We start from the raw sequence: 22,739 nt of genomic DNA, 5'->3' as shown, positions 1-22,739 counted from the left end.
GAACTCCTGTCGTGTTGCTGTCCATGAATTGTCGTTGCTTCAGGGGATGCTCGAAGGCCCCGAGGGATCCTGCAGCCACTGGCGCAAGCGGGTCTTGAGAATCTTGCCATAGCTGTTTTTCGGCAGCTCGGCGCAAAACTGATATTTCTTCGGTTTCTTGAACGAGGCCATGCGCGCCAGGAACCACTGGTTGAGCGCCTGGGCATCGACACGACCACTCGCGCGCGGCACCACGAAGGCCACCACCGACTCGCCCCACTCGGCATCGGCCTCGCCCACCACGCACACTTCGAACACCTCGGGGTGCTGCATCAGCACTTCCTCGACTTCGCGCGGGTAGATGTTGCTGCCGCCGGAGATGATCACATCCTTGCAGCGATCGGTCAGGGTCAGGTAGCCGCGCGCATCGAAGTAGCCGATGTCGCCGGTGCGCAGCCAGCCATCCACCAGGGTCGCCTGGGTAGCGGTCGGATTGTCCCAGTAGCCCAGCATCACCGGTGCGCCGCGCACCGCGATCTCGCCGGGCTCGCCCGGCGCGAGCGGCTGGCCGGCAGCGTCCACCACCCGCACCTCGACACACGCCTGGGCGCGTCCTACCGAGGAGGCCATCGCCGACCAGTCGGCGTGGTCACGGTCGGCGATGGTTTCACGCGCCAGCGCGCTGATGGTCATCGGGCATTCGCCCTGGCCGTAGATCTGCACCAGGCGCGGGCCGAAGGTGTCCAGGGCGTCGGCCAGGTCCGCGAGGTACATCGGCCCACCGCCGTAGACGATGGTCTTGATGCCTTCCCCGGCATAGCCCTGCTGCCGGGCCTGCTCGACCATGCGCTTGACCATGGTCGGCGCAGCGAACAGGCTGACCTGCCCCAACCCCTGGGCCAGCTCGAACAGCTCCGCCGCCTGGAAGCCGCGCGATGCCGGCACCACATGACGGGCGCCACAGCGCACGTGGATGAAGTTGTACAAGCCTGCACCGTGGGACATCGGCGCGGCGTAGACCACGGCGTCGCCAGCCGACACCGGATCCACATCCAGCGGATAGCACAAGGACATGGCGATCAGGTTGCCATGGGACAGCATCACGCCCTTGGAGCGCCCGGTGGTGCCGGAGGTGTAGAACAGCCAGGCCAGGTCGCTGTCCTGGCGCGGATGCGGCGCCTGCAGATCGACGCCCGCGACGGCCACGGCCTGGCCGGGCGCGGCCAGCTCGCGACAGCCAGCGGGCAACGCCAAGCCATCGAACAATCGGCCCTCGTCGGTGTAGATCAGCCGCGCCCCGGCGTTGCCGGCGATCCAGGCTGCTTCCAGGGCGTGCAACTTGTTGTTGATCGGCACCGCCACCGCCCCGCTCCACCAGATGGCGTAGAGCAGTTCGAGGTAGGCGCAGCTGTTCTTCATCAGCAACGCCACCCGCTCGCCCGGAGCGATGCCGTATTCGTCGCGCAGTTGCAGCGCGCGAGCCCGAGCCAGCTCGGCAAGTTGCTGATAATCGGCGACCTGGCGCAGGCCGTCGAACAGCGCGGCGCGCTGCGGCCAGCGCTGGGCCGCGTCGAGCAGCCAGTGCGCGATGTTCATCTCAGACCCTGACCGCTTGCAGCACGCTGGCGTAGTTGGCCGCGGCCATGCCGCCCATGTTGAACAGCAGGCCGAACTCGGCACCGGGCACCCCCAGGCCGATGGGGTTGCCGGTAAGCTGGGCAAAGCCCAGGGCGTGCATCGACACACCGGTGGCGCCCACCGGATGGCCCTTGGCCTTGAGCCCACCAGACAGGTTCACCGGCAGTCGCCCGCCCTGGCGCACGATGCCGTCGTCCAACGCCCGATGCCCCTCGCCGCGCGGCGCCAGGCCCATGGCCTCGTAGATCAGCAGCTCGGCGATGGTGAAACAGTCGTGGACCTCGGCAAAGCTCAGGTCGTTCAGGGTCACCCCCGCCTCGCGCAGTGCGCCATGGATGGCCCGCTGCGGCCCCTCGAAAGCCAGAACGTCACGGCGCGACAACGGCAGGAAGTCATTCACCTGGGTCATCGCACGGATCGCCACCTGGCGCCGCATCGAACGGGCCCGCTTGGGCGAAGCCAGGACGATCGCCGCCGCGCCGTCGCTGATCAGCGAGCAATCGGTCAGGCGCAGCGGCGCGGCGATCAGCGGATTGCCCTGGGATACCGTGTTGCAGTGCTCGAAGTCCATCACCCGGTGCATCTGCGCCAGCGGGTTGGCCATGGCGTTGGCGTGGTTCTTCACCGCGATCGCGGCCATCGAGGCCAGTGGACTGTGGTAGCGCTCGGTGTACTGCTGCGCCACCTGGCCGAACAACTGGGCGAAGCTCAACCCCGCTTCCTCGATGGCATTCTGATAGCCGGCGCCGGCCAGCGCGCGGGTAACCTCGACGGTGCTGTTGCCGGTCATCTTCTCCGCGCCCACCACCAGCACCAGTTCGGCGGCGCCGCTGCGGATCGCGTGGATGCCCGCCTGGATCGCCGCCGAACCCGAGGCACAGGCGTTCTCGCAGCGGGTAGCCGGCTTGAAGCGCAATTGCGGGTCGGCCTGCAGCATCAGCGAGGCCGGAAAGCCATCGGCCACCAGGCCCGAGTTGAAGTGTCCGAGGAACAGCGCGTCGATCTCGGCGGCGTCGATCTCGGCGTCCTTGAGCGCGTCGCGGGTGACCTGCACGATCAGGTCCTCGAGGTTCTGGCCATCCAGGCGACCGAAAGGACTGTGCGCAGCGGCGACGATGGATACGGAATCGTGAAACATGGTGATTTTCTTCTGTCCTTGAAGCGGGTATTTCATACAATGGGCCAGCGCCCGAATCCCACGCTAGTTGGGGCAACTACGTACGCCTGTACGTAGTGAGTCATACGGGCATGACCCTGAAACCGAGGCAGGATGCCTGATGACCGTCGATACACCGCCCTTCCAGGACCTCGAGCGCGTGGCGTTCCAGGTGTCCCCTGCCCCCCAGATGATCACGGCCCATCGCCGGATGCTCGATTGCAACCAGGCGTTCGTACGGTTGTTCGGCTACGAGCGGGAAGAGTTGCGAGGCAACCTGACACTGCTGCTTTATCCCTCCCATGCGGATTACCAGAGCATCGGCGAACGTAGCGAGCACTGGCTGCGCACCGGGCCTGGGGCTTTCTATACCGATGAACGCTTCATGCAGCATCGCAATGGCGAAGTGTTCAGGGCACGGGCCCACGGGTTTACCCTGACGCTCGATGACCCGTTCAAGCTGATGGTGTGGCATTTCGAGCGGCTGGACCGGCAGCCAGCGCCCGCGGTGCAGTTGACGGCGCGGGAGCGGGAGATTTCGCTGCATATCGTGAACGGGTTGACGTGCAAGGAAGTGGCGCGCCAGCTGGGGATCTCGCATCGCACGGTGGAGGTGCATCGGGCGCGGTTGATGAAGAAGTTGCAGGCGAAGAACAGTGCCGAACTCGTCTCCAAGATCATCTTCATCAGTTGAAAACCCAACCTGGCTCAGGCAAAGAATGCTCAATCCCCACGGCTCACCAACTGCGCATGTTGGTGATCACGCGCTCACCCTTATAGAACCATGCCAATGAAATATATCCTGTTCTTCATCATTACGTTTTCCACCTTATGGCAGTTGATGTTCAGCTACGAGTCGTGGTGGCATTTCGCACTGCTTTCACTGCTGTCTGTTTCCTGGGTGGTCGCTGCCATCTATATCTATGACCTGACATGGGCATTGACCGGGCGCAGCTCTGCATACTATCGAGCGTTCTACAGCGAGCTGAAGAAAGACTTTTTCATCGCCCTGGTGTCTGGCCTGGTGCTGGTATTCGTCATCAACATGTCCTCCGCCAGCTATAGCCTTTCAAGCATCGACATCGCCTTCGCCGGCTTTCCATTTCTGCTGATGAGCATCATCGACACCTACATTTTGACGAAGAGCAAAATCGTCGGCGAACGCTTGCCAAGGTCAATCACCCGCCTGCTCATGACCTTTCAATGCCTTACAGCGCTGATCTACATCTATTTCCTGATCAAGATAAACTCCACGGCCTACGCGCCGGCAGAGTCGCTCTGGCTGCAAATCACCCTGCTGCTCACGGCGTTTTGTCTGAGTATCTTCTCGCACCAGCTGGTGTTCATCCTCAAGAAACAGCGCATGGAATTATCGCCAGCGCTCGTCGAGCTTTTCGACAGCATGAAAATGAGCCAGGGCATCTACAAGCAAGCGGGCATCGCCGTCGAGCAATGGAACAGCATCGTATTCAAGAAAAAAGCGCAGCAACGCAGCATCAGGTCACGGCGAAACAAGAAGAAACGTTGAGTACGGCACCACCAGGCACTCGGGCCATGGCACCTTCCCCGTCTCCCCCCCGCAGCTAGCTCGGCGCTATCGTTCGCGCGCTGCCGATGGCGACGACTCGGACTCAAGCTGCGCTTGAATCCAGTCGATGAATGCACGCACCTGCGGTCGACCCAGGTTCTCCTTGCGGGCCACCAGGTAATAGGCAAAGCGCGAAGGCCAGGCCCGGTCCACTGCTACCACCAGCCTGCCGCTGCGCAAGTCATCTGCGGCGTGCTGTGCCTGCACGAGCGCGATGCCTTGGCCACTGACGGCCGCGCGTAACAAAAGCAGATCTTCGTCAAAGCTCGGTCCTCGGCGGCTACGGCGATCGGGTTCGGCCCCGTGAGCCTGCAACCACAGCGTCCAGTCGGCACGGTCGGCGTCCTGCAACAGTGGGTAGCGCAGGCAATCGCACGGTTCATCCAGTGGCGGCCCACCGGCAAGCAGGTCGGGGCTGGCTACCGCAAGCAGCACAGGAGCCAGTAACGGTATCGACTCCAGCCCTGGGTACTCGCCCAGGCCATGGCGCAGGGCAATATCGACAGGTTCACGATGCAGATCGACAAGCTCGGCCGTGGACTGCACATGCACGTCGATCTCTGGGTGCCGCGCATTGAAGTCAACCAAGCGTGGCACCAGCCAGCTGGACGCGAACGAGGGCTGAGTGCTGATCGTGAGGGTGTTGACGCGCGTCAGGGCTTGCAGATCGAGCAGAGCGCTTTCGATCTGGCCAAAACCGCGTGACAACCCCGGATAGAGACTCGCCCCCGCCTCCGTAAGCTGCACGCCGTAGCGACTGCGCGTCAGCAGGCGGACCCCGAGGCGGTCTTCCAGCAAACGGATCTGTTGACTGATGGCACCTGGGGTGACGCCCATGGACTCGGCGGCGGCCTTCAAGCTACCCAGTCGAGTGGTTTCGGAAAAAGCACGCAACGCGAGCAACGGCAAGACTGCACCCATGAAATTTAAACCTTAGAAAAACTAATCTGAATGAATGAAATGATCGTTCGTAAACCTTATGGATGATGCCTAGCATAGCGTGACTGCAAACATATTCAGATTAGTTTTATTGAGGCCAATAACATGCCGGATCCCGCGCTTGTGCTTTATACCGACAGCTCCCCCAATGGTTTCAAGATCACCATTGCCCTTGAGGAATTGGGACTGCCTTATCGCCTGATCCACGTGAATATCGACTTGGCCGAGCATCGCCACGAGGATTTCCTCGCACTCAACCCGGCAGGTCGCATCCCGGTATTGGTAGACCGCAAGGCTGGAATCGTGCTGTTCGAATCAGCAGCGATCCTGTTGTACCTGGCACAATTGAGCGATCAATTGCTCGAGCAGGCAGCGCAACCACGTTGGACAGCCATCACCTGGCTGATGTACCACAGCGCCAGCATGGGCCCTTTGCTGGGGCAGCGCGTTCACTTCGAGTGCTTCGCGCCCGCGCCCAACCCTACGGCGCAGCAGCGCTATCGCGCCCTCACCGAGGAGGCTTTCGCACTTCTCGATCAGCAACTCGCCACCCGTGCGTGGCTGGCCGGCGACGCCTATTCGATTGCGGATATCGCCAGTTTCGCCTGGCTGCATATCGCAAAGGTCATTGGCTTCGACTTCAGCCCCTACCGCCATCTGAGTCGCTGGTTCCGACAAGTCGAGCAGCGTCCCGCCGTGCAACGCGGTATTCGTCTCCCAGCGCCAGCGACCGGCCCCTGACTCCCTCGAACAAGGAATGTCCATGACCTCTATCAGCAGCAAAGGCGCCAGCGCCGATGCCTTCGCCCTGCATCCCGGGTACCGTCGCATGTTCGCCGACGGTCAGTTGACCCTGGGCATCTTCTTGCCGCTTCGTTTCTATGACGCAGACATGAGCGTGCTTCACGGCCAGGCGCAACTGGTCAGCGAGATCGACCGTTTGGGCTTTGCCGCCGTGTGGGTACGCGATGTGCCCTTGTACGACCCTGCATTCGGTGACGCCGGGCAGGTATTCGACCCGTTCACCTACCTGGCCTATCTGGCAGCCCATACCCGCAGGATCACCCTGGCAACCGGCAGCGCGATTTTCACCCTGCGCCACCCCATCGACCTGGCGAAAGCCGCTTCCAGCCTGGATTGCCTTTCAGGTGGGCGCCTGGTGCTGGGCATCGCCTCGGGCGACCGACCGATTGAGTTTCCGGCCTATGGCCTGGCCCATGACGAACGAGGGGAGCGATTTGCGCAGAGCGTGGATTACTTCCGCCGACTGCTGGCCGGCCATCCTGCGCCGATCCATTCGCCACTGGGACAGCTCGATGGCGCCCAACTGCTCCCTGCCCCCGTCACTGGTCGGATCCCGCTGCTGGTGACCGGCTCATCACGCCAGTCGTTGCAATGGCTTGGCGAGCAGGCCGACGGTTGGATCACTTACCCCGAAGCCACTCACAATAGTCTTGGCCCTCGGCGCCTGGCCGAAAAGATCAGCGCCTGGCGAGCGCTCATTCCCGACGCAGGTTTGCGCCCACATGTCACCAATGAATGGATCGACCTGGATGAGAATCCGACCTTCCCGCGCACGCCGCAACAAGGTGGCTACGTGTTGCGTACAGGTCGTAACGGCCTGATCGACCTGCTGCATGAGTGGCGCGACGCCGGGGTCAATCATGCGGCGCTGGGCATGCAAATGGCACGGCGCCCGCCCAGGGAAATCATTCAGGAGCTGGCCGAAGAGGTCCTGCCACTGTTTCCAGCGCTGCCTGGGCCAGCGCCTCATGCACAAATCTGGTAGCCATTGCCGTACAATCGCGCCGCGACAAACCCAGCCTGCGTCGCCGGAGGATGCTTCATTGCAACGAGTGATGATCGTTGGCCAGCCTGGTGCCGGAAAGAGCACCCTGGCACGCAAGCTTGGTGAATGCACGGGCCTGCCGGTCATTCACATCGACACGATTCATTGGCAGCCGGGATGGATCGAGAGAAGCCGCGACGAAAAGACCCGCCTTTGCCACGAGGTCGAGGCCAGTGATCGCTGGATATTCGAAGGCGGCCATTCGGCCACCTGGAGCAACCGGATTGCCCGCGCGGACCTGCTGATATGGATTGACCGGGCGGCGCCGCTTCGATTTTGGCGCGTGTTCATCAGAGCGCTGTGGTACCGCCGCCGATCCCGGCCCGACTTGCCAAATGATTGCCCGGAATTGCTGGCCAACCTGCCTGAGTTCTTTGGATTCATGTGGCGGACGAACAAGTCGGCCCGAGCAAAGCTCGAGCAGCTCGTGGCCACGGCGCCAGCGGGTTGCCGCGTGGTCTGCCTGCGATCCAACCGAGAGACCTGCGCTTTGCTGGCGACCATCGAACCCTCGCCAGGCGATTAGTCGTTCAGCCTGCACCTGGGCAACGGCAGGCGCTTGCCGTGAAGGAACAGCAGCATGTTTTTATCCTGCCCAGGGACGGCACATGGCGCTGGCCAGCAAGATTACCCCCTACAGCCCTGAGTGACCTGATCGGTCCCGAGCAGACAAATCGATAGCTGATGCTCTACTCCGGGCGTCTCATCGATAACGCTGATGATTACTATCGAGCCGGCCGCCTGTCGAGTCGGCAAAAGCGGCCTCTATAATCGCGGCCAATTTCCCCTCCCCCACGCCTGCTCCAGGCGTCATTCCTCTTTGGAACCCACACCCATGCCCAGTGCCAACCCAACCCACCACAGCCCCCCCGAACATAGCCAGCAAAGCGTCCGACAGCAGTGGCTGGCGATTCTCTCGGTCGCCGTGGGCGCCTTCGCCCTGGTGACCAGCGAGTTCCTGCCGGTGGGCGTGCTCAACGATGTGGCCAGCGACCTGGGCATCAGCGCCGGCCAAGCCGGCCTGATGGTGACCCTGCCCGGGATCATGGCCGCCCTCGCCGCGCCCTTGCTGTCGGTGGGCATCGGCGCCATGGACCGACGCTACCTGTTGATCGCCCTGACGCTGATCATGATCGTCGCCAACTCGGTGGTGGCCTACGCCAGCGACTTCAGCCTGCTGCTGCTCGGCCGGGTGTTGCTGGGCATCAGCATCGGCGGCTTCTGGGCAACGGCGATCGCCCTGAGCGGTCGCCTGGCGCCCAAGGGCGTGAGCGTCGCCCAGGCCACCTCGATCATCATGGTCGGCGTGACGTTGGCCACCGTGCTCGGCGTGCCCGTGGGCACCTGGCTCAGTGGCCTGATGGGCTGGCGCATGACCTTCCTGGTCACCGCGCTGCTGGGCGTGCCGGTGCTGCTGGCACAGGTCCTGCTGCTGCCGCGCCTCAACCCGGAAAAGGCCATTCGCGTCAGCGACCTGCCGGCGCTGTTCATCAACCCACAAGCGCGGGTTGGCCTGATCGCCGTGCTGCTGATCGGCCTGGCGCACTTCGCCGCGTACACCTATGTCGCGCCGTTCTTCAAACACAGCGCCGGCTTCGATGGGCCGACCATTGGTTCGCTGCTGTTGCTCTACGGCGTGGCCGGGGTGCTGGGCAACGTCTTCGCCGGTTTCGCCGCCAACCAGAGCGTGCGCCACACCCTGTTGCTGGTGGCGCTGCTGATCGGCATCGGTACCGCCCTGTTCCCGCTGTTCGCCACCAGCCTGACCGGCGCCGCGATGCTGATCGCGCTGTGGGGTTTCGCCTTCGGCGCGTTCCCGGCCTGCGCGAGCATCTGGATGTTCGTCGTCGCGCCCAAGGATGTCGAACGCGGCATGCCGCTGTTCGTCGCCATGTTCCAGGTGATCATTGCCCTGGGCTCGTTCTTCGGCGGACGGATCGTCGACCAGATGGGCAGCGCGGTGCTGTTCAGCCTGGCCACGGCCCTGGTGGGCTGCGGCTTCGTCACGGTGCTGGTGCTGGGGCGTAGCGTCAGCAATCGCCTGGCGGCGCAACCTTCCTGAGCGATCGAGCTGATCGACCGGGCGGCCCGTCCCGCGGCGCCCGGTCGCCCTTTTCAGACCTGCTTCAACATGCCCATGTGCGCATCATCCATCAATGCCTTGGCCATCTCGCTGAGGTAGTGCGACGCCCAGACCAGTACCGGTTCGTTGTCCATCACGCCGATAAACGAGGCACGGCGGGCGCTGTCGAGCAGCACCGAGGCTTGTTCCAGGGCGTAGTTGGCGCAGTTGCCGGACTCCACGCGGAACAATTGCTTGCCGGGGACGGCGCCATCCAGGCAGGTGGAGGTGCCGACGGTCCAGCCGAGCTGGCCATGGTCTGCGGGTGTTTCATTGTCCATTGCCAAATTCCTCTTATGTCTTCGAAGTCATCCATTCGGCGATTGAATCAAGTGAGCTCCTGTGGGAGCGGGCTTGTCGGGGCGCCGAACCGCCGCGAAGCAGACGACGCGGAGCATGGCACCGGCTTCGCCGGTGTTCGCGGGCAAGCCCGCTCCCACAGGGACAGGGCTAACCACACATGACGTGCTAGGTGACCTAGGTCGCTGTGTCTTCGAGAAAGTGAGGTAACTAGGGGAGGAAACGGTGGATCGGGGACGATCTTGAGCATAAACACCTCGCAATGCAGAAGTCCGACCGTCAAGCCTTCACTTGCAGGTGAAGGGTGGCGGCTACGTGCAGGTCTGCAAGACCGGGGCATTACGAGGCGATAACCCGGCAGACCAAAGGTCCCCCGCCCGTAGCCACCATTGAACGAGACCCACGGCGAGGCCGGGACTCATGGTGAGCGCCATCGTATACCGTGCGGGCTTGCAGACCCGGTCGTTGATTTGGCAACGACCCGGCGAGACTAGCCGCCCCTTCCAAGGCGCAAAAGCGGCCAAAGCATGCTTGGGAAACGCCCTACCCGGAATAGGGAAAATCCGATTCGCTTATGTAGGACCACGCAAAAAACTGCCAGATTTATCTGCACTAAGCTCGATGTGCCGACGCCATTTCCGTCTGCAGAAACGCCAGCAACCCCTGCGCCGCCGGCGACAGGCTCCGCCCCTTGCGCGTCAGCATGCCGATCCGCCGCTCCACCTTCGGCGCCGCCAACGGCAAGAACGCCAGCTTGTCGTTCTCCAGCGGAAACGCCAGATACGGCAAGGTGCTGATCCCCACCCCCTGCTCCAGCATCGCGATCAGCGAAATCATGTTGGACACGAACAACCGGCTGTCTTCCAGCAAGCTCTCGGCCTCGGTGCCTTCAAGCAGCCGCGAGGTGCCGTTGCGGATCATCGCCAGGCCGCGCAGCCGCGACCAGTGCAGCGCGCCGCCCGCCTGCACCAGTGCATGGTCGGCCCGGCACACCACCCCCACCTGGTCATTGACGATGGGCGTCATCGCTACCTGTCCATCGTCTTGCCACAGGCTGCCAATGCCGAAATCCACCAGTCCCTGGGCCAGCAGTTGCTGCACGCTTTCAGCGGTGCCGTCCTGAATGCTCACCTGCACGTTCGGATGCCGGGCAACGAAGCGCGCCAGCGGCCCAGGCAACAGGCGGCTGGCCACCGACGGCACGGTGGCGATGCTCACCTGGCCGATCTCGTGGCGGGCCAGCAAGGTGGCCTCGCGGGCGATACGGTCGTGATGCTCGATCAGGCCACGGAACAGCGGCAGGCAATGCAGGCCGAACGGCGTCAGTTCCAGACGCCCACCGCCCTTCTCGATCAGCGCCTGGTCGAGCTTCTGCTCCAGCTCGCGCACCGCCAGGGAAATCGCCGGCTGGGTACGGCACGCCTGACGGGCGGCGGCATGGAAACTGCCAAGTTCGGCGACCAGCACGAAGTAGCGCAGCTGGGTGATCTTCAGCTCGGGCAACATGGTTAGTGATCCTTATCAAAGCATATTTTTTATTAATTTTATTTTGCTCGATATTGCTCGCAAGATGACAGCCAGGCAATCGGAGGCTTCATCCATGTCACTCAATACCTACAAGAACTACATCGATGGCCAGTGGTGCGACGGCCACGCCACCCTGGCCAACCACAGCCCCTCGGACACCCTGGATGTGATCGGCGAATACCACCAGGCCAGCGCCGAGCAGACCCGCCAGGCCATCCAGGCAGCCCGCGCCGCGCAGCCGCTGTGGGCCGCCATCGGGCTCGAAGCGCGCCAGCGGGTGCTGATGGCCATCGGTGACGAGCTGATCGCACGCAAGGACGAACTCGGCCAGCTGCTCTCCCGCGAAGAAGGCAAGCCATTGGCCGAGGGCATCGGCGAGGTCGCCCGCAGCGGCCAGTTCTTCCACTACTACGCCGCCGAAGTGCTGCGCCAGATGGGCGAGACCGCCGCTTCGGTGCGCCCGGGCATCGACATCGAGGTGCACCGCGAACCGGTCGGCGTGGTGGGCATCATCACCCCATGGAACTTCCCCATGGCCACCGCCGCCTGGAAGATCGCCCCGGCCCTGGCCTTCGGCAACGCCGTGGTGTTCAAGCCGGCCAACCTGGTGCCGGCCAGTGCCTGGGCGCTGACCGAGATTATCAGCCGCCAGGGCCTGCCGGCCGGCGCCTACAACCTGGTCATGGGCAGCGGCGCCAGCGTTGGCGAAACCCTGGTCAACTCAGCCGAGATCGACGCCCTGACCTTCACTGGCTCGCTGGCCACCGGCCGTCAGGTGGCGGTCGCCACCGCGGGCAACCTGGTGCGCTGCCAGCTGGAGATGGGCAGCAAGAACGCGCTGGTGGTGATGGACGACGCCGACCTCGACCTGGCCGTGGACTGCGCGCTCAACGGCGCCTTCTTCGGCACCGGGCAGAAATGCACGGCGTCGTCGCGGCTGATCGTCTGCGATGCCATCCACGACCGCTTCGTCGAGGCCCTGCGCCTGCGTATGCGCGCCCTCAAGGTCGGCCACGCCCTGGAGCCAGGCGTGCAGATCGGCCCGGTGGCCGAAGCCCGCCAGCTGGAACAGAACCTGGAATACCTGCGCCTGGCCCAGGCCGAGGGCGCGAGGCTGATCGAGGGTGGCGAACGCCTGCAACTGGACCGCGACGGCTACTACATGCGCCCGGCGCTGTTCATCGACAGCCGCAACGACATGCGCATCAACCGCGAGGAAGTGTTCGGGCCGATCGCCTGCGTGATCCGCGTGGCCGATTTCGAAGAAGCCCTGGCCATCCTCAACGACACCCCGTACGGCCTCACCGCCGGCATCGTCACCCAGTCGCTGCGCCACGCCAGCGCGTTCAAGCGCCGCGCCCAGACCGGCTGCGTGATGGTCAACCTGCCCACCGCCGGCACTGACTACCACGTGCCGTTCGGCGGGCGCAAAGCCTCCAGCTTCGGCCCGCGCGAGCAGGGGCAGTACGCCCGCGACTTCTACACCGTGGTCAAGACCACCTACGTGCGGCCTTGAAGGAGTGCTTGCCATGCAGGATTTACTGATGATCGATGGCTTGCAGTACTCCAACTGGAGCCCGGAAATCTTCCAGCAGATGCGCGACGGTGGCCTGAGCGCGGTACACGCCACCATCGCCTACCACGAGAACGCCCGCGAAACCCTTTCGCGCCTGGGCGAGTGGAACCGGCGCTTCGAGACCTGGCCCGAACTGATCCGCCCGGTGCGCAGCGCCTGCGATATTCGCGCGGCGCAGCAAGAAGGCCGGGTCGGGATCTTCTTCGGCTTCCAGAACTGCTCGCCGATCGAGGACGACATCGCCCTGGTGGAGGTGTTCCGCCAGCTCGGGGTGTTCGTCATGCAGCTGACCTACAACAACCAGAGCCTGTTGGCCAGCGGTTGCTACGAGCAGGAGGACAACGGCATCAGCCGCTTCGGCCGCCAGGTGATCGCCGAGATGAACCGGGTCGGCATGCTCATCGACATGTCCCACAGCGCCGAGCGCAGCACGCTGCAGGCCATCGAGCTGTCCAGCCGGCCGGTGATCGTCTCCCACGCCAACCCGTCGAGCTTCCACGCCGCCAAGCGCAACAAGTCCGACGCGGTGCTGCGCGGTATCGCCGAGTCCGGTGGGCTGCTCGGCTTCAGCACCTACCCGTTCCACCTCAAGGGTGCCTCGGCGTGCAGCCTGGAGAGCTTCTGCGACATGGTCGCGCGCACCGCCGACCTGATGGGCGTCGAGCATATCGGCATCGGCACCGACCTGTGCCAGGCGCAACCGCTGTCGGTGCTGGAGTGGATGCGCAACGGCCGCTGGAGCAAGGACAAGGACTACGGCGAAGGCTCCAAGGACAACGCCAACTGGCCGGCGCCGCTGCAGTGGTTCCGCGACAGCCGCGATTTCCCCAATATCGCCCGGGGCCTGCGCGCCCGGGGCTTTGCCGAAGACGATGTACGCAGGATCATGGGACTGAACTGGTTGCGCCTGCTGGAGACCGCCACCACGGCGCAGACCTGAACCACCCCGCACGGACGGCTGAACAATAACAACAAACGCAGGTTCCGGAGGCTTCATGAAAAACCCAACCACCCTGCCAGCGGATGGCCAGGCCATGCGCCTGCCCCTGACGCGGGACATCGACTGGCCGCTGTTCCTGATCAGCGGCGGTTTCCTCGGCGCCTTCCTGGTCGCCGCGCTGGTCGACATCGACGCGGTGTCGGCGCTGGTCAACACGCTGTTCGCCTGGTCGACGCGCTTCTTCGGCCTGTACTGGCAGGTGCTGATGCTGGCCACCTTCGCCGTGAGCCTGGTCATCGGCTTGTCGAAATGCGGCCGCGTGCGCCTGGGCGGCGTCACCCAGCGTCCGGACATCAGCACCTTCAACTGGATCGCGGTGATCATGTGCGCCCTGCTGGCAGGCGGCGGCGCCTTCTGGGCCGCCGCCGAACCCTTGATGCACTTCGCCAGCCCGCCGCCGTTCTTCGCCGGCGTGGCGCCGCACAGCGAAGCGGCCGCCACCGCGGCGCTGGCGCAGTCCTTCGTGCACTGGGGCTTTCTCGCCTGGGCGGTGCTCGGCAGCCTGCTGGCCATCGTGCTGATGCACCTGCACTACGACAAGGGCCTGCCCCTGGCGCCGCGCACCCTGCTCTACCCGCTGTTCGGCGAGCGCGCACTGAAGGGGCCGATCGGCACCCTGGCCGACGCCAGCTCGATCATCGCCGTGGTCGCCGGCACCATCGGCCCGATCGGTTTTCTCGGGCTGCAGATCAGCAGCGCGCTGCATGCGGTATGGGGCGTGCCCAACGACCTGCTGACCCAGTCACTGACCATCGTCCTGGTCACCTTGATGTACACCGTGTCCTGCCTGGTGGGACTCAAGGGCATCCGCTTCGTCAGCGAGATCAACGTCTGGCTGATGCTGGGCCTGGCGCTGTTCATGGTGGTGTTCGGGCCGACGCTGTTCATCCTCGGCGGCTTCCCTTCGGCCTTCGCCCTGCACCTGGAGCACTTCATCCCGCTGACGCTGTACCGCGCCGACGCGAAGTGGCTGGACTGGTGGACGGTGTTCTACTGGGGCTGGTTCATCGGCTATGCGCCCATGGTCGCGCTGTACGTGGCGCGGATCTCCCGGGGCCGGACCATTCGCGAGATCATCGTGACCCTGTCGATCGTCGCGCCGCTGGTGACCATGTTCTGGTTCACCGTGGTCGGCGGCAGCGGTATCGGCATGGAGCTGCAGTCGCCGGGCACCGTCACCGCCCATGGCACCCAGCCCGAGGACCTGCTGCTGGGGGTCACCCAGAACCTGCCGCTGGGCGGCCTGATCAGCGCGCTGTTCCTGTTCCTGAGCTTCATCTCGGTGGCCACCAATGGCGACGCCATGGCCTTCACCGTGGCGCTGGCGATGTCCAGCAGCGACAAACCGAAGCGGTGGCTGCGCGGCTTCTGGGCCATCGGCATGGGCCTGGCGGCGGTGGTGCTGATCACCATCGGCGCAGGTGGCGTCACGGCCTTGCAGTCCTTCATCGTCATCACCGCGGTACCGGTATCGCTGGTGATCCTGCCGGCGCTGTGGGATGCCGTGCGCATCGCCCGGCACATGGCCCGTGAACAAGGCGTCTGAACATGATGCATCCTGGTACGACAACAATGACCGACACCGTGCTTGCCCGCTACCCGCTGCGCCCCGCCTGCCAGGTCATGGACCTGGCCCGGCTGGGCAGCCACTTCCAGAGCCCGCTGAGCTTCGTACGCGCCAGCATGCGGCGGATGATGAACCAGCGCTGGCAGATCCGCCGCGCCCGCTTCGACCTCGATGGCGAGGGCTTCGGCACCGCCGTCTACCGCATCGACACGCCGAACGCCCACTACCACTGCGTGATCTTCTCGGCCTACCTGCCGCCGGAGAAACGCAGCGACCGGGTGATCGCCGATCAGTGGGATGTCAGTTTCGTGCTGCTGGCCGGTGACGTGGATGCCGCGCAACTGACCGACCTGCAACGCAATGTGCCGCTGCAGGAGGCAGGGCGCTTCGATGCCCGGGTGCTGGTGCTGTCCCGCGCCAACCGCAGCCTGCGCAACTTTGACCGATTCCTCGCGGCCCTGGCCGAAGGGCAGCAACCGGACCCAAGCCAGCTAGCCGAGGTGGGCTACCTGTATCGCACCACCGCCGTGTACGGCAACGGCAAGTTCGGCATCGCCGACTTCGCCTGCCTGCAGGGCAACGAGGACTTCGCCCAGCCGTTCAGCGCGCAGATGTTCACCGTATACTTGCTGCGCCACTTCAGTATCGAGCAGATCGAACACATGGCCCACGCACTTGCCCCACAACGGGCGGTGCGGCTGGATCCTGCACTGCAACGCTACCTTGGGGTCGGCAACGCCACCGGGCTGGGCATGGCACCGTTCCTGATCAACCACCCGCAGCTGGTCGAGCGCTGGATAGCCACCCGGGAAACCGCTCTGGCCCAAGTGCTGGCGCAACCGGCGCAACCAGAACGGTTGGCACGCTTGCAGACCTTGCTGGCACGTGCCGGCCAACACCTGGCTCAGACCCAGACCGAAGATCCGCGCCAGCACCAGCAGAACCGGCAGACCCTGGCCGAACTCGCCGCGCTGACCGACTGGCTCGCCCGCCAGCCCAACCACGATGACCTCTGGCCGCGTTTGCTGGCCTGGAGCGAAACCTGCTGCGGCGTCGGATGCCAAGAGTTGCTGGTGAGCGTGCTGTTGGAGCTGTATCCCGCCCTCGTCACACCCTTGGCCGAGCAGATGGGCGTGACCGAAGGCTGGCGCCTCGATGCGCAGATGCCCCTGGCGCAGCTGGACGAGCTGATCGAGCAGCAGTACGACTGGGCGCTGGCCTATGACTTCAGCGACCTGCAGGCCGAGCACTTCTTCTGGTACCGCTCCGCCGAAAAAGAAGAGCCAAGGCTGGGCATGCGCCAGGAGGAACCAGGGGCCGAGAAGGAAATGCAGCTGGGCATCGCGCGCAATATCCAGCGCTGTCACAGGGCGCTGCGCGAGTATCTGGACAGTCACCCACAAGCGTTGACCGCGCACTTTCTGATCGCCCATCCGGCGTTCAAGGGCACGGTGCGCCGCTTGCAGGCCATGGCCGGCACCGCCTATGGCGAGATCCGCGCCAACCTGCTGGCCCACGACCTGCTGCCGATCCACTTGCTGCGCTGCAAGCTGGCGTTCTTCGGTGCCGGCAAGTTCGACCCCAAGTCCAGTCGCTGGGTGCGCATCACGCTGTTCCAGGGCGCGCCGCTGGTCAGCGACATCGGCCAGCCGTTCGCCGATGACTGGAACTTCGCGGTGCTGCCAGAGGGAGGCCACTGATATGCGCGTGTCACTCAACGAGGTCCAGGTGATGTGCCGCAAGGCCTTCGAAGGCATGGGCTTTGCCGCAGGCGATTGCGAGGATGCCGCGGACCTGGTCGGCTGGCTGCAGCTGCAAGGGCTGGACGGTATCGGCACGCTGGCCAAGGCCCTGGACTACCTGCAGCGCGAAGCCGCCCGGGACTTTGTCCTGCACTACGAAGACAGCACCCTGCTGGTGCTCGACGCCAATGGCCAGAGCGTGCTGCGCTGCGCCGCCACCGCCGTGGACATGGCGCAAGCCAAGGCGCTGCGCGGTGGGCAGGCGGTGCTGCGCATTCATCACTGCCATAACCGCATCCTGTTGCTGGGTCTGCTCAGCCGGGCCGCTGAAACGGGCCTGGATGTGCAGGCCCACTGGCGCGATGCACGTCAGCGGCACCGGGCGACGTTTGCCGCCAGTGCCGCACAGCTGCGCCTGGACAGCGAGGCCAACACCTGCGACGGGTTCGAACAAAGCATCACCGTGCTGTTCAGCCGCCCGGCCGCTTGCCCCCGGCCGCTGACCAACCCTGTCCCCCTCTCCCCCCAGGGCTTCATCGTCGATGAAGCCGTCTGGCAACGGCTCAGGCAGTTGGCCGAACGGATTCTGGTCGAGAGCAGCGAAGCCTCGCGCCGGCACGGCGCCGGAGGCGGTAGCGATGCCGACTGACCTTCACCCAGGAACCTACCCCATGAAGCATGTGATCAAGACCGACCTGTACGCCTCCAAGGCCCCGCTGGAATGGGCCGTGATCGGCAATGGCACGCTCTACACCGCGCAGATCCCCATCGATGCCCAGGGCCAGGTGGTCGAAGGCGGCATCGAGGCCCAGGCCCGCCAGACCCTGGACAACCTGCGCCACACCCTGGAGGCCGCTGGCAGTTCGCTCGATGCGGTGACCCAGGTGTTGATCTACGTGACCGATCGCCGCTACCTGGCGCCGGTCAATGCGTTGTACGCGCAGTATTTCCAGGCGCCCTACCCCAACCGCGCGGCGGTCGTGGTGGCAGGGCTGGCGCGCGAGGAGATGCTGGTGGAGCTGGTGGTGTACGCCTGCGTGCCGATGCCGGCCTGAGGCGGCACAGTTGCTGTGGGAGCAGGCTTGTCGGCGAAGCAGGCGCCGTGGGGCATGGCACCGGCTTGGCCGGCTTTCGCGGGGCAAGCCCGCTCCTACAGCGATGCGACACAACGATGGCGTTATGCCTTTAAGCACATTACTCTTGCGCCGGTTAAGGCCCCAGTTCCGTTCGCTGGGCCTCCACCTGACCCTCGTATCCACACGCTTTTACAGGAAGTGATCCGTGCGCAAAATGCTCGCCAGCTTGTCGCTGGGCATGGCCGTTCTGCTGTCCGGCTGCAACACCACCCCCTATGACCGGGCCACCATCTACTACGACCGAGCTCAGTTCGCGACACAGGTCACCAAGGACTTCCCGGATATCAAGGGCCCGATCCTGCAGCATGGCCGCTGTTCGCTGCTGATTTCCACCCCCGGCTCCACCACGGGCACCTACCATTTCTGCACCTTCGCCCTGACCCAGGACGAACTCCGCGTCCTCGGCTGGGATGCTTCGACCCTCAAGTACACGGAACTCCTGCGAATCGACCTGGCGACACTGAACAAGGTCGCGCTGGAGTCGTATTTCCGGACCAATCAGGTGCAGCTCATCGAAGAGCGCCGCCAGAGCGCATTGAGCGTGATGATCGATGACGGCGGGTATCACGACACTGGCGCCACCGAGCGCGTGTACGAGACCCTCCAGAAGCGCGGAATCCAGGTGGTGAAGAGCGAGGGAATGATGACACCACCGGCGCCGCCTACGCCGATCATCGTTCCCATGGTATTGCCTCGATAAACAAACAGATGGGTGGGGCGAACGCATGCACCCACCCCCTACCTGCCTTGGCTCGACCACGATAGGTGATGGCGGCTACCGGGGCTGCGCAACGCTGCGAGCATCGAGCGTGCGATACGTCCCCGTGGCATCGGACACGCAGTAGTTCGCGGCAACCGGAACATCCTTCGCCACACTCGCGACACTGCCTGCCGATTGCAGCTCATAGACCCCCACCCGGCACGTGACCGGGCCGAAATAGGAGTGCGCGGTATAGTCGAGCCGTACCTCGTAATCCTTCCCGGCTTGAGGTGTGAAGCTCGCCGGCGCCGGGCTGCAGGACGATCCGCGAGTGCCCAGCCACAGGTCCGCAATGAAGTTCTGTCCGGCAGGCACCACCCTCTCGTCGAAATAGCCGTGGGTCGCGTCGATGCGCTGGGTTTTCGCAGAGGCCGGCATGCCGATGACGTTGTTGTAATAGTCCGAGGGGTAATGGCTGGAGAACGGTATCATCTCCTCGCTTGTGTGACTGCGCACCACGCGCCAACCCGGAGGCGGAACGATCCCACTCTTCCTGCTGACGTTGTAGTAGGTCTCACAGGACTGGCCGCCGACATAGCCAAACGACTCACCGCCGCCGGTGATCAGGCGAATCCGCGCCGTGCTGGCGGGATCGTATTTTTGCGCCTCGGCCAAGTTACTGACGTTGGTCTTGGTGGTACCGCATCCTGCCGTGGCAAGCGCTGCGACAAGCAGCGGATAAAACCGCATTGACACGTATCCATTCCTCCATGGGTTGACTTGCCTGGTGGGCCAGGCCAGAGAGCAAACTACTCCAATGATGGCACTATTGCCATCATCGATGCCGCTAGAACTGCCCCAGCCAATACGCCACATCCACCTCATCGATCTGCTCGGGCCGCAAGAACCGCTCGGCATACGCCCGGTGCACCCCGCTGCCGAGGAACAAGCGCAACAGCTGGCCGTCGATATGACCGTCGCGAGCCATGCCCACCAGGATCTTCACCGACTCCGACAAGGTCTTCGCCACCTTGTACGGCCGATCCGCCGCGGTCAGCGCTTCGAAGATATCGGCAATCGCCATCACCCGTTCGGCAATGCTCAGATCTTTCTGGCCAAGCCGGCGCGGATAGCCGCTGCCGTCCATCTTCTCGTGGTGGTTGCCGGCGATCGCCGGCACACGCCGTAGCTGGCGGGGGAATGGCAGCGCGCTGAGCATGATGATGGTCTGCACGATGTGCTCGTTGATCTTGAAGCGCTCTTCGTCGTTCAACGTGCCGCGGCGGATCGACAGGTTGTACAGCTCACCGTGGTCGCTGGCATGGGCCGGCAGGCGCATGTCGAAGCCCCAACTGTTGCGTGGGTCATCCTTGCTTACCGGCGGCTTGCGCGCCCCCCAAGGTACTCGGTGCTCAGGGCGGTCGGCCAGCAATGGCTCGTCCACCGGCAACGGCAAGGGTGGCGCACCGGCAAAGCGCGCCTCTTCGTCACGGGATATGCCCAAGCGATTGTCGAAGTGGCGCCGCCAGCGCCGCTCGCCGATCTGGCGCAGGCGCTCGATATCCTGCTCCTGCATGAACTCGCCACCGATGTTGGCTTTGGCGACGAAGGCGAACTCTTCGCGCAGTTGCGCACGGCAGTCGTCGAGCGTGCGTTGCAGCACCGCTTGATCGCCGCCGCTGGCCAGGCCTTGCCAATAGGCCAGTTCGGCATCGCGCCAGAGCACTTCGAAACGCATGCGGATCTCGTGGATGCGGTTGTACAGGGTCTCCAGCTTGGTCGCCTTGTCCACCACATATTCAGGGCTGGTGACCTTGCCGCAATCGTGCAGCCAGGCGGCGACGCGGAACTCGTAGCGCTCGGCCTCGCTCATGGTGAAGTCGGCATAGGGGCCACTGTCGGCCTGCACGGCCTGCTCCAGCAGCATCTGCGCCAGCTGCGGCACGCGCTCGCAGTGGCCACCGGTATAGGGGCTCTTGGCGTCGATCGCGTCGGCCAGCAGCTTGATCATGGCGTCCAGCAAGCGTTGCTGGGCCTCGACCAACTGGCGCGTCTCGATGGCCACGGCGGCGGCGCCGGACAGCTCCTCGACGAAGCGGCGAAACGGCTCGCTCGCCTGTTCCTGGGCGTGCTCCAGTTGCAGCGCGAGGACACCCAGCCGTGCCTGACTGCGGTCGTTGAGCGCCACGGCCAGGCAGCGCTCTTGCAGTGCCAGCCCCCGGATCACGAGCGCGCTCAGGTCTTCACCTTCGCTCACCGTCAACTCCACCGGATAATCCTCGCCCCGGCAGGCGGCGGCCAGGCGCAGGCGACCCTGCTCGGTATCCAGCAGGTACACCGCGCCAGCACTCACCCCGGCGGCCTCCACCAGGTGGCGCAGCACGCCGTCGAGCATGCGCTCGAGCTGGCTTTCCCGGCTGAGCGTGAGGGTGATCGCCTGGAAGCTGCGGATCGTGCCGGACATGCGGCCAAGCACGCGGCTCAGCTCGCGCACCTCGGACACTCGCGAGACCACGCCGACCTCGCGGCTGAAGTCGAAGTCGGCCAGGCCCCGTACCTGTTCGGTCAGCAGCCTCAGCGGGCGGCCGATGCGCCGCCCCAGCAGCGCGCCGAGCAGCAGCAACACCGCCGTCAGCGCGCCGGCCCAGAGCAGCTGCTCGAACAGCACCTTGCGCGCGCCGGCCAGCAGCTCCTGGGCGGGCACGGCGATCAACACCTGCAGGTGCTGCCCGGCGACGGTGGTCAGCGGCTCGCGCATGCCGTACCAGGTCTGCCCGTCCACCTGATAGGCCTGGGGGCCATCGCCGCGCGGCGGCTCGGCATGGATGCGCTCGAGGCTGGCCACACCCAGCTCGCCGATGCTCGACAGGCGCGCCGCCTCGCCCTCGCGCACGATGATGCGCTGCAAGTCCGGATAGGCCACCACCGCGCCCTGGTCGTCGATCACGGCGATCTCGGTGCCTGCGGTCATGCGCAGGTCGCGGCTCTCGCTGGCCAGGTCGTCGACCGAGACATCCATGCCGATCACCGCCGCGCCATCGGCGCTGCGCTGGGCCATGGTCAGGCCGATCTGGCGGGTGGTGAAGAACACATAAGGACGGGTGAGCACGGTATCGGCCTGCGTGGAGGCTTCGATGAACCAGGGACGCGAGCGGGGATCGTAGCGGTAGTCCGGCCGGGCCTGGGCCTGCAGCAGGGTCAGCGCCTGGTCGTAGAAGCGCCATTCACCCTGCAGGGTGCCGTTCGCGTCCAGGCTGACGCGCTGCGCCAGGAACGCGGTATTGGCCGGTGCCGCGAAACGCTGCAGCAGCTGGGGGTCGCGCAGACGCCGGACCAGCAGGAACTCGCCGTTGGGAAAGCCGATGTAGGCGGCGCTGAGCATGCGATTGGCATTCAAACTCTCGGCCAGCTGCGGTAACCACTCCAGGCGCTGCGCCAGGTTGTCGGCGAGCGGGTTGAAGGCGAGCAGGCGGATACTGCTCTGCACCGGGTCGACCAGGCGTCGGGCGCGTTCGTCGATGGTCCGGCCGACCTGCTGGGCGGCGTCGCCGGCGGCGGCCACCAGGGTCTGCCGGACCCCAAGGTAGCCCTGCCAGGCCAGGGCGGCGCCGAGCAGCGACATGCCCAGCACGATCGCCAGCGCCACCAGCAGTTGCAGGGAGATACTGCGCCCGCGGTTGTTCATGGTCGCCCGCCCCAGGCAGGTGCCGATCCAGCAGCATGACCCCTCGACGCGCAGCCCATCGCAGGCACTCCCGTGTGGTGGTTTTCACAGTGTAATCAGCCAGGGCGATCATGCCGGGCCGAGTTGAACCGAGCTGGATACTGGCATATTGATAGCGATCGGCTCCAGCGGCGGATATGCACCAACTTTCCGTATACAAAAAACATCAGTTCTGTTTACATTGTCCCGCGCCTAC

20 protein-coding genes are annotated in these 22,739 nt (G+C 64.7%); 13 read left to right on the top strand and 7 right to left on the bottom strand.

Going from position 1 to position 22,739, the window contains the following annotated elements:
• Window positions 1-39: 39 nt before the first annotated feature.
• Window positions 40-1,575, bottom strand: a complete 1,536-nt coding sequence (locus ACYUME_RS12395; protein ID WP_460419093.1) for a class I adenylate-forming enzyme family protein — start codon at window positions 1,573-1,575, stop codon at window positions 40-42.
• A 1-nt stretch (window position 1,576) separates the two neighbouring features.
• Window positions 1,577-2,755, bottom strand: coding sequence for an acetyl-CoA acetyltransferase (locus ACYUME_RS12390; protein WP_279885990.1), 1,179 nt, complete (start codon window positions 2,753-2,755; stop codon window positions 1,577-1,579).
• A 139-nt stretch (window positions 2,756-2,894) separates the two neighbouring features.
• Between ACYUME_RS12390 and ACYUME_RS12385 the strand changes: the two genes are divergently transcribed.
• Window positions 2,895-3,467 carry a LuxR C-terminal-related transcriptional regulator gene (locus tag ACYUME_RS12385; RefSeq protein ID WP_460419092.1) on the top strand — a complete coding sequence of 191 codons (573 nt, stop codon included), beginning with the start codon at window positions 2,895-2,897 and terminating at the stop codon, window positions 3,465-3,467.
• Window positions 3,468-3,563: 96 nt separating this feature from the next.
• Window positions 3,564-4,301: a hypothetical protein gene (locus ACYUME_RS12380; RefSeq protein ID WP_460419090.1), complete on the top strand. Its 738-nt coding sequence runs from the start codon at window positions 3,564-3,566 to the stop codon at window positions 4,299-4,301.
• A 66-nt stretch (window positions 4,302-4,367) separates the two neighbouring features.
• On the opposite strand, the gene ACYUME_RS12375 is transcribed toward ACYUME_RS12380, so the two are convergent.
• Complete coding sequence (locus ACYUME_RS12375; RefSeq protein ID WP_460419088.1) at window positions 4,368-5,282, bottom strand: LysR substrate-binding domain-containing protein; 915 nt, start codon at window positions 5,280-5,282, stop codon at window positions 4,368-4,370.
• A 123-nt stretch (window positions 5,283-5,405) separates the two neighbouring features.
• On the opposite strand from ACYUME_RS12375, the gene ACYUME_RS12370 reads away from it, so the two are divergent.
• The 4 genes from ACYUME_RS12370 to ACYUME_RS12355 all read left to right on the top strand — a co-directional run bounded on the left by ACYUME_RS12370 (window position 5,406) and on the right by ACYUME_RS12355 (window position 9,211).
• A complete protein-coding gene (locus ACYUME_RS12370) occupies window positions 5,406-6,041 on the top strand; it encodes a glutathione S-transferase family protein (RefSeq protein ID WP_460419086.1) in 636 nt (211 codons plus the stop codon).
• Between the two features lie 22 nt (window positions 6,042-6,063).
• Window positions 6,064-7,089, top strand: coding sequence for an LLM class oxidoreductase (locus ACYUME_RS12365; RefSeq protein WP_460419085.1), 1,026 nt, complete (start codon window positions 6,064-6,066; stop codon window positions 7,087-7,089).
• A 58-nt stretch (window positions 7,090-7,147) separates the two neighbouring features.
• The gene (locus tag ACYUME_RS12360) at window positions 7,148-7,675 is read left to right on the top strand and encodes a P-loop NTPase family protein (protein WP_279885978.1); all 528 of its coding nucleotides are present in this window, start codon (window positions 7,148-7,150) and stop codon (window positions 7,673-7,675) included.
• 309 nt (window positions 7,676-7,984) lie between these two features.
• Complete coding sequence (locus ACYUME_RS12355) at window positions 7,985-9,211, top strand: MFS transporter (RefSeq protein WP_460419083.1); 1,227 nt, start codon at window positions 7,985-7,987, stop codon at window positions 9,209-9,211.
• Window positions 9,212-9,264: 53 nt separating this feature from the next.
• Here the strand turns inward: ACYUME_RS12355 and ACYUME_RS12350 are convergent, their stop codons facing one another.
• Both ACYUME_RS12350 and ACYUME_RS12345 read right to left on the bottom strand, forming a co-directional pair.
• The gene (locus tag ACYUME_RS12350) at window positions 9,265-9,552 is read right to left on the bottom strand and encodes a DUF3077 domain-containing protein (RefSeq protein ID WP_460419081.1); all 288 of its coding nucleotides are present in this window, start codon (window positions 9,550-9,552) and stop codon (window positions 9,265-9,267) included.
• 631 nt (window positions 9,553-10,183) lie between these two features.
• The gene (locus tag ACYUME_RS12345) at window positions 10,184-11,077 is read right to left on the bottom strand and encodes a LysR substrate-binding domain-containing protein (protein ID WP_460419080.1); all 894 of its coding nucleotides are present in this window, start codon (window positions 11,075-11,077) and stop codon (window positions 10,184-10,186) included.
• A gap of 94 nt (window positions 11,078-11,171) precedes the next feature.
• Between ACYUME_RS12345 and ACYUME_RS12340 the strand changes: the two genes are divergently transcribed.
• From ACYUME_RS12340 to ACYUME_RS12310, 7 genes are all read left to right on the top strand, one after another.
• Complete coding sequence (locus ACYUME_RS12340) at window positions 11,172-12,614, top strand: aldehyde dehydrogenase family protein (protein WP_460419079.1); 1,443 nt, start codon at window positions 11,172-11,174, stop codon at window positions 12,612-12,614.
• Between the two features lie 13 nt (window positions 12,615-12,627).
• On the top strand, window positions 12,628-13,614 hold the full coding sequence (locus ACYUME_RS12335) for a dipeptidase (protein ID WP_279886431.1): 987 nt from the start codon (window positions 12,628-12,630) through the stop codon (window positions 13,612-13,614).
• Window positions 13,615-13,669: 55 nt separating this feature from the next.
• Window positions 13,670-15,220 carry a BCCT family transporter gene (locus tag ACYUME_RS12330; protein ID WP_279886433.1) on the top strand — a complete coding sequence of 517 codons (1,551 nt, stop codon included), beginning with the start codon at window positions 13,670-13,672 and terminating at the stop codon, window positions 15,218-15,220.
• A gap of 26 nt (window positions 15,221-15,246) precedes the next feature.
• On the top strand, window positions 15,247-16,941 hold the full coding sequence (locus tag ACYUME_RS12325) for a hypothetical protein (RefSeq protein ID WP_460419076.1): 1,695 nt from the start codon (window positions 15,247-15,249) through the stop codon (window positions 16,939-16,941).
• Window position 16,942: 1 nt separating this feature from the next.
• Window positions 16,943-17,632, top strand: coding sequence for a DUF3726 domain-containing protein (locus ACYUME_RS12320; protein ID WP_460419074.1), 690 nt, complete (start codon window positions 16,943-16,945; stop codon window positions 17,630-17,632).
• A 22-nt stretch (window positions 17,633-17,654) separates the two neighbouring features.
• The gene (locus tag ACYUME_RS12315; RefSeq protein ID WP_460419072.1) at window positions 17,655-18,038 is read left to right on the top strand and encodes a RidA family protein; all 384 of its coding nucleotides are present in this window, start codon (window positions 17,655-17,657) and stop codon (window positions 18,036-18,038) included.
• A gap of 235 nt (window positions 18,039-18,273) precedes the next feature.
• The gene (locus ACYUME_RS12310; protein WP_460419348.1) at window positions 18,274-18,819 is read left to right on the top strand and encodes a hypothetical protein; all 546 of its coding nucleotides are present in this window, start codon (window positions 18,274-18,276) and stop codon (window positions 18,817-18,819) included.
• 75 nt (window positions 18,820-18,894) lie between these two features.
• Here ACYUME_RS12310 and ACYUME_RS12305 read toward each other — a convergent pair whose 3' ends face one another.
• The gene (locus ACYUME_RS12305; protein WP_460419071.1) at window positions 18,895-19,569 is read right to left on the bottom strand and encodes a hypothetical protein; all 675 of its coding nucleotides are present in this window, start codon (window positions 19,567-19,569) and stop codon (window positions 18,895-18,897) included.
• 97 nt (window positions 19,570-19,666) lie between these two features.
• A complete protein-coding gene (locus ACYUME_RS12300; protein WP_460419069.1) occupies window positions 19,667-22,504 on the bottom strand; it encodes an HD domain-containing phosphohydrolase in 2,838 nt (945 codons plus the stop codon).
• Window positions 22,505-22,739: the final 235 nt, after the last annotated feature.

It is taken from the genome of Pseudomonas sp. microsymbiont 2 (assembly GCF_054788395.1).
Note: the sequence above shows the minus strand (reverse complement) of the source record. Positions and strands in the feature narration are given on the sequence as shown.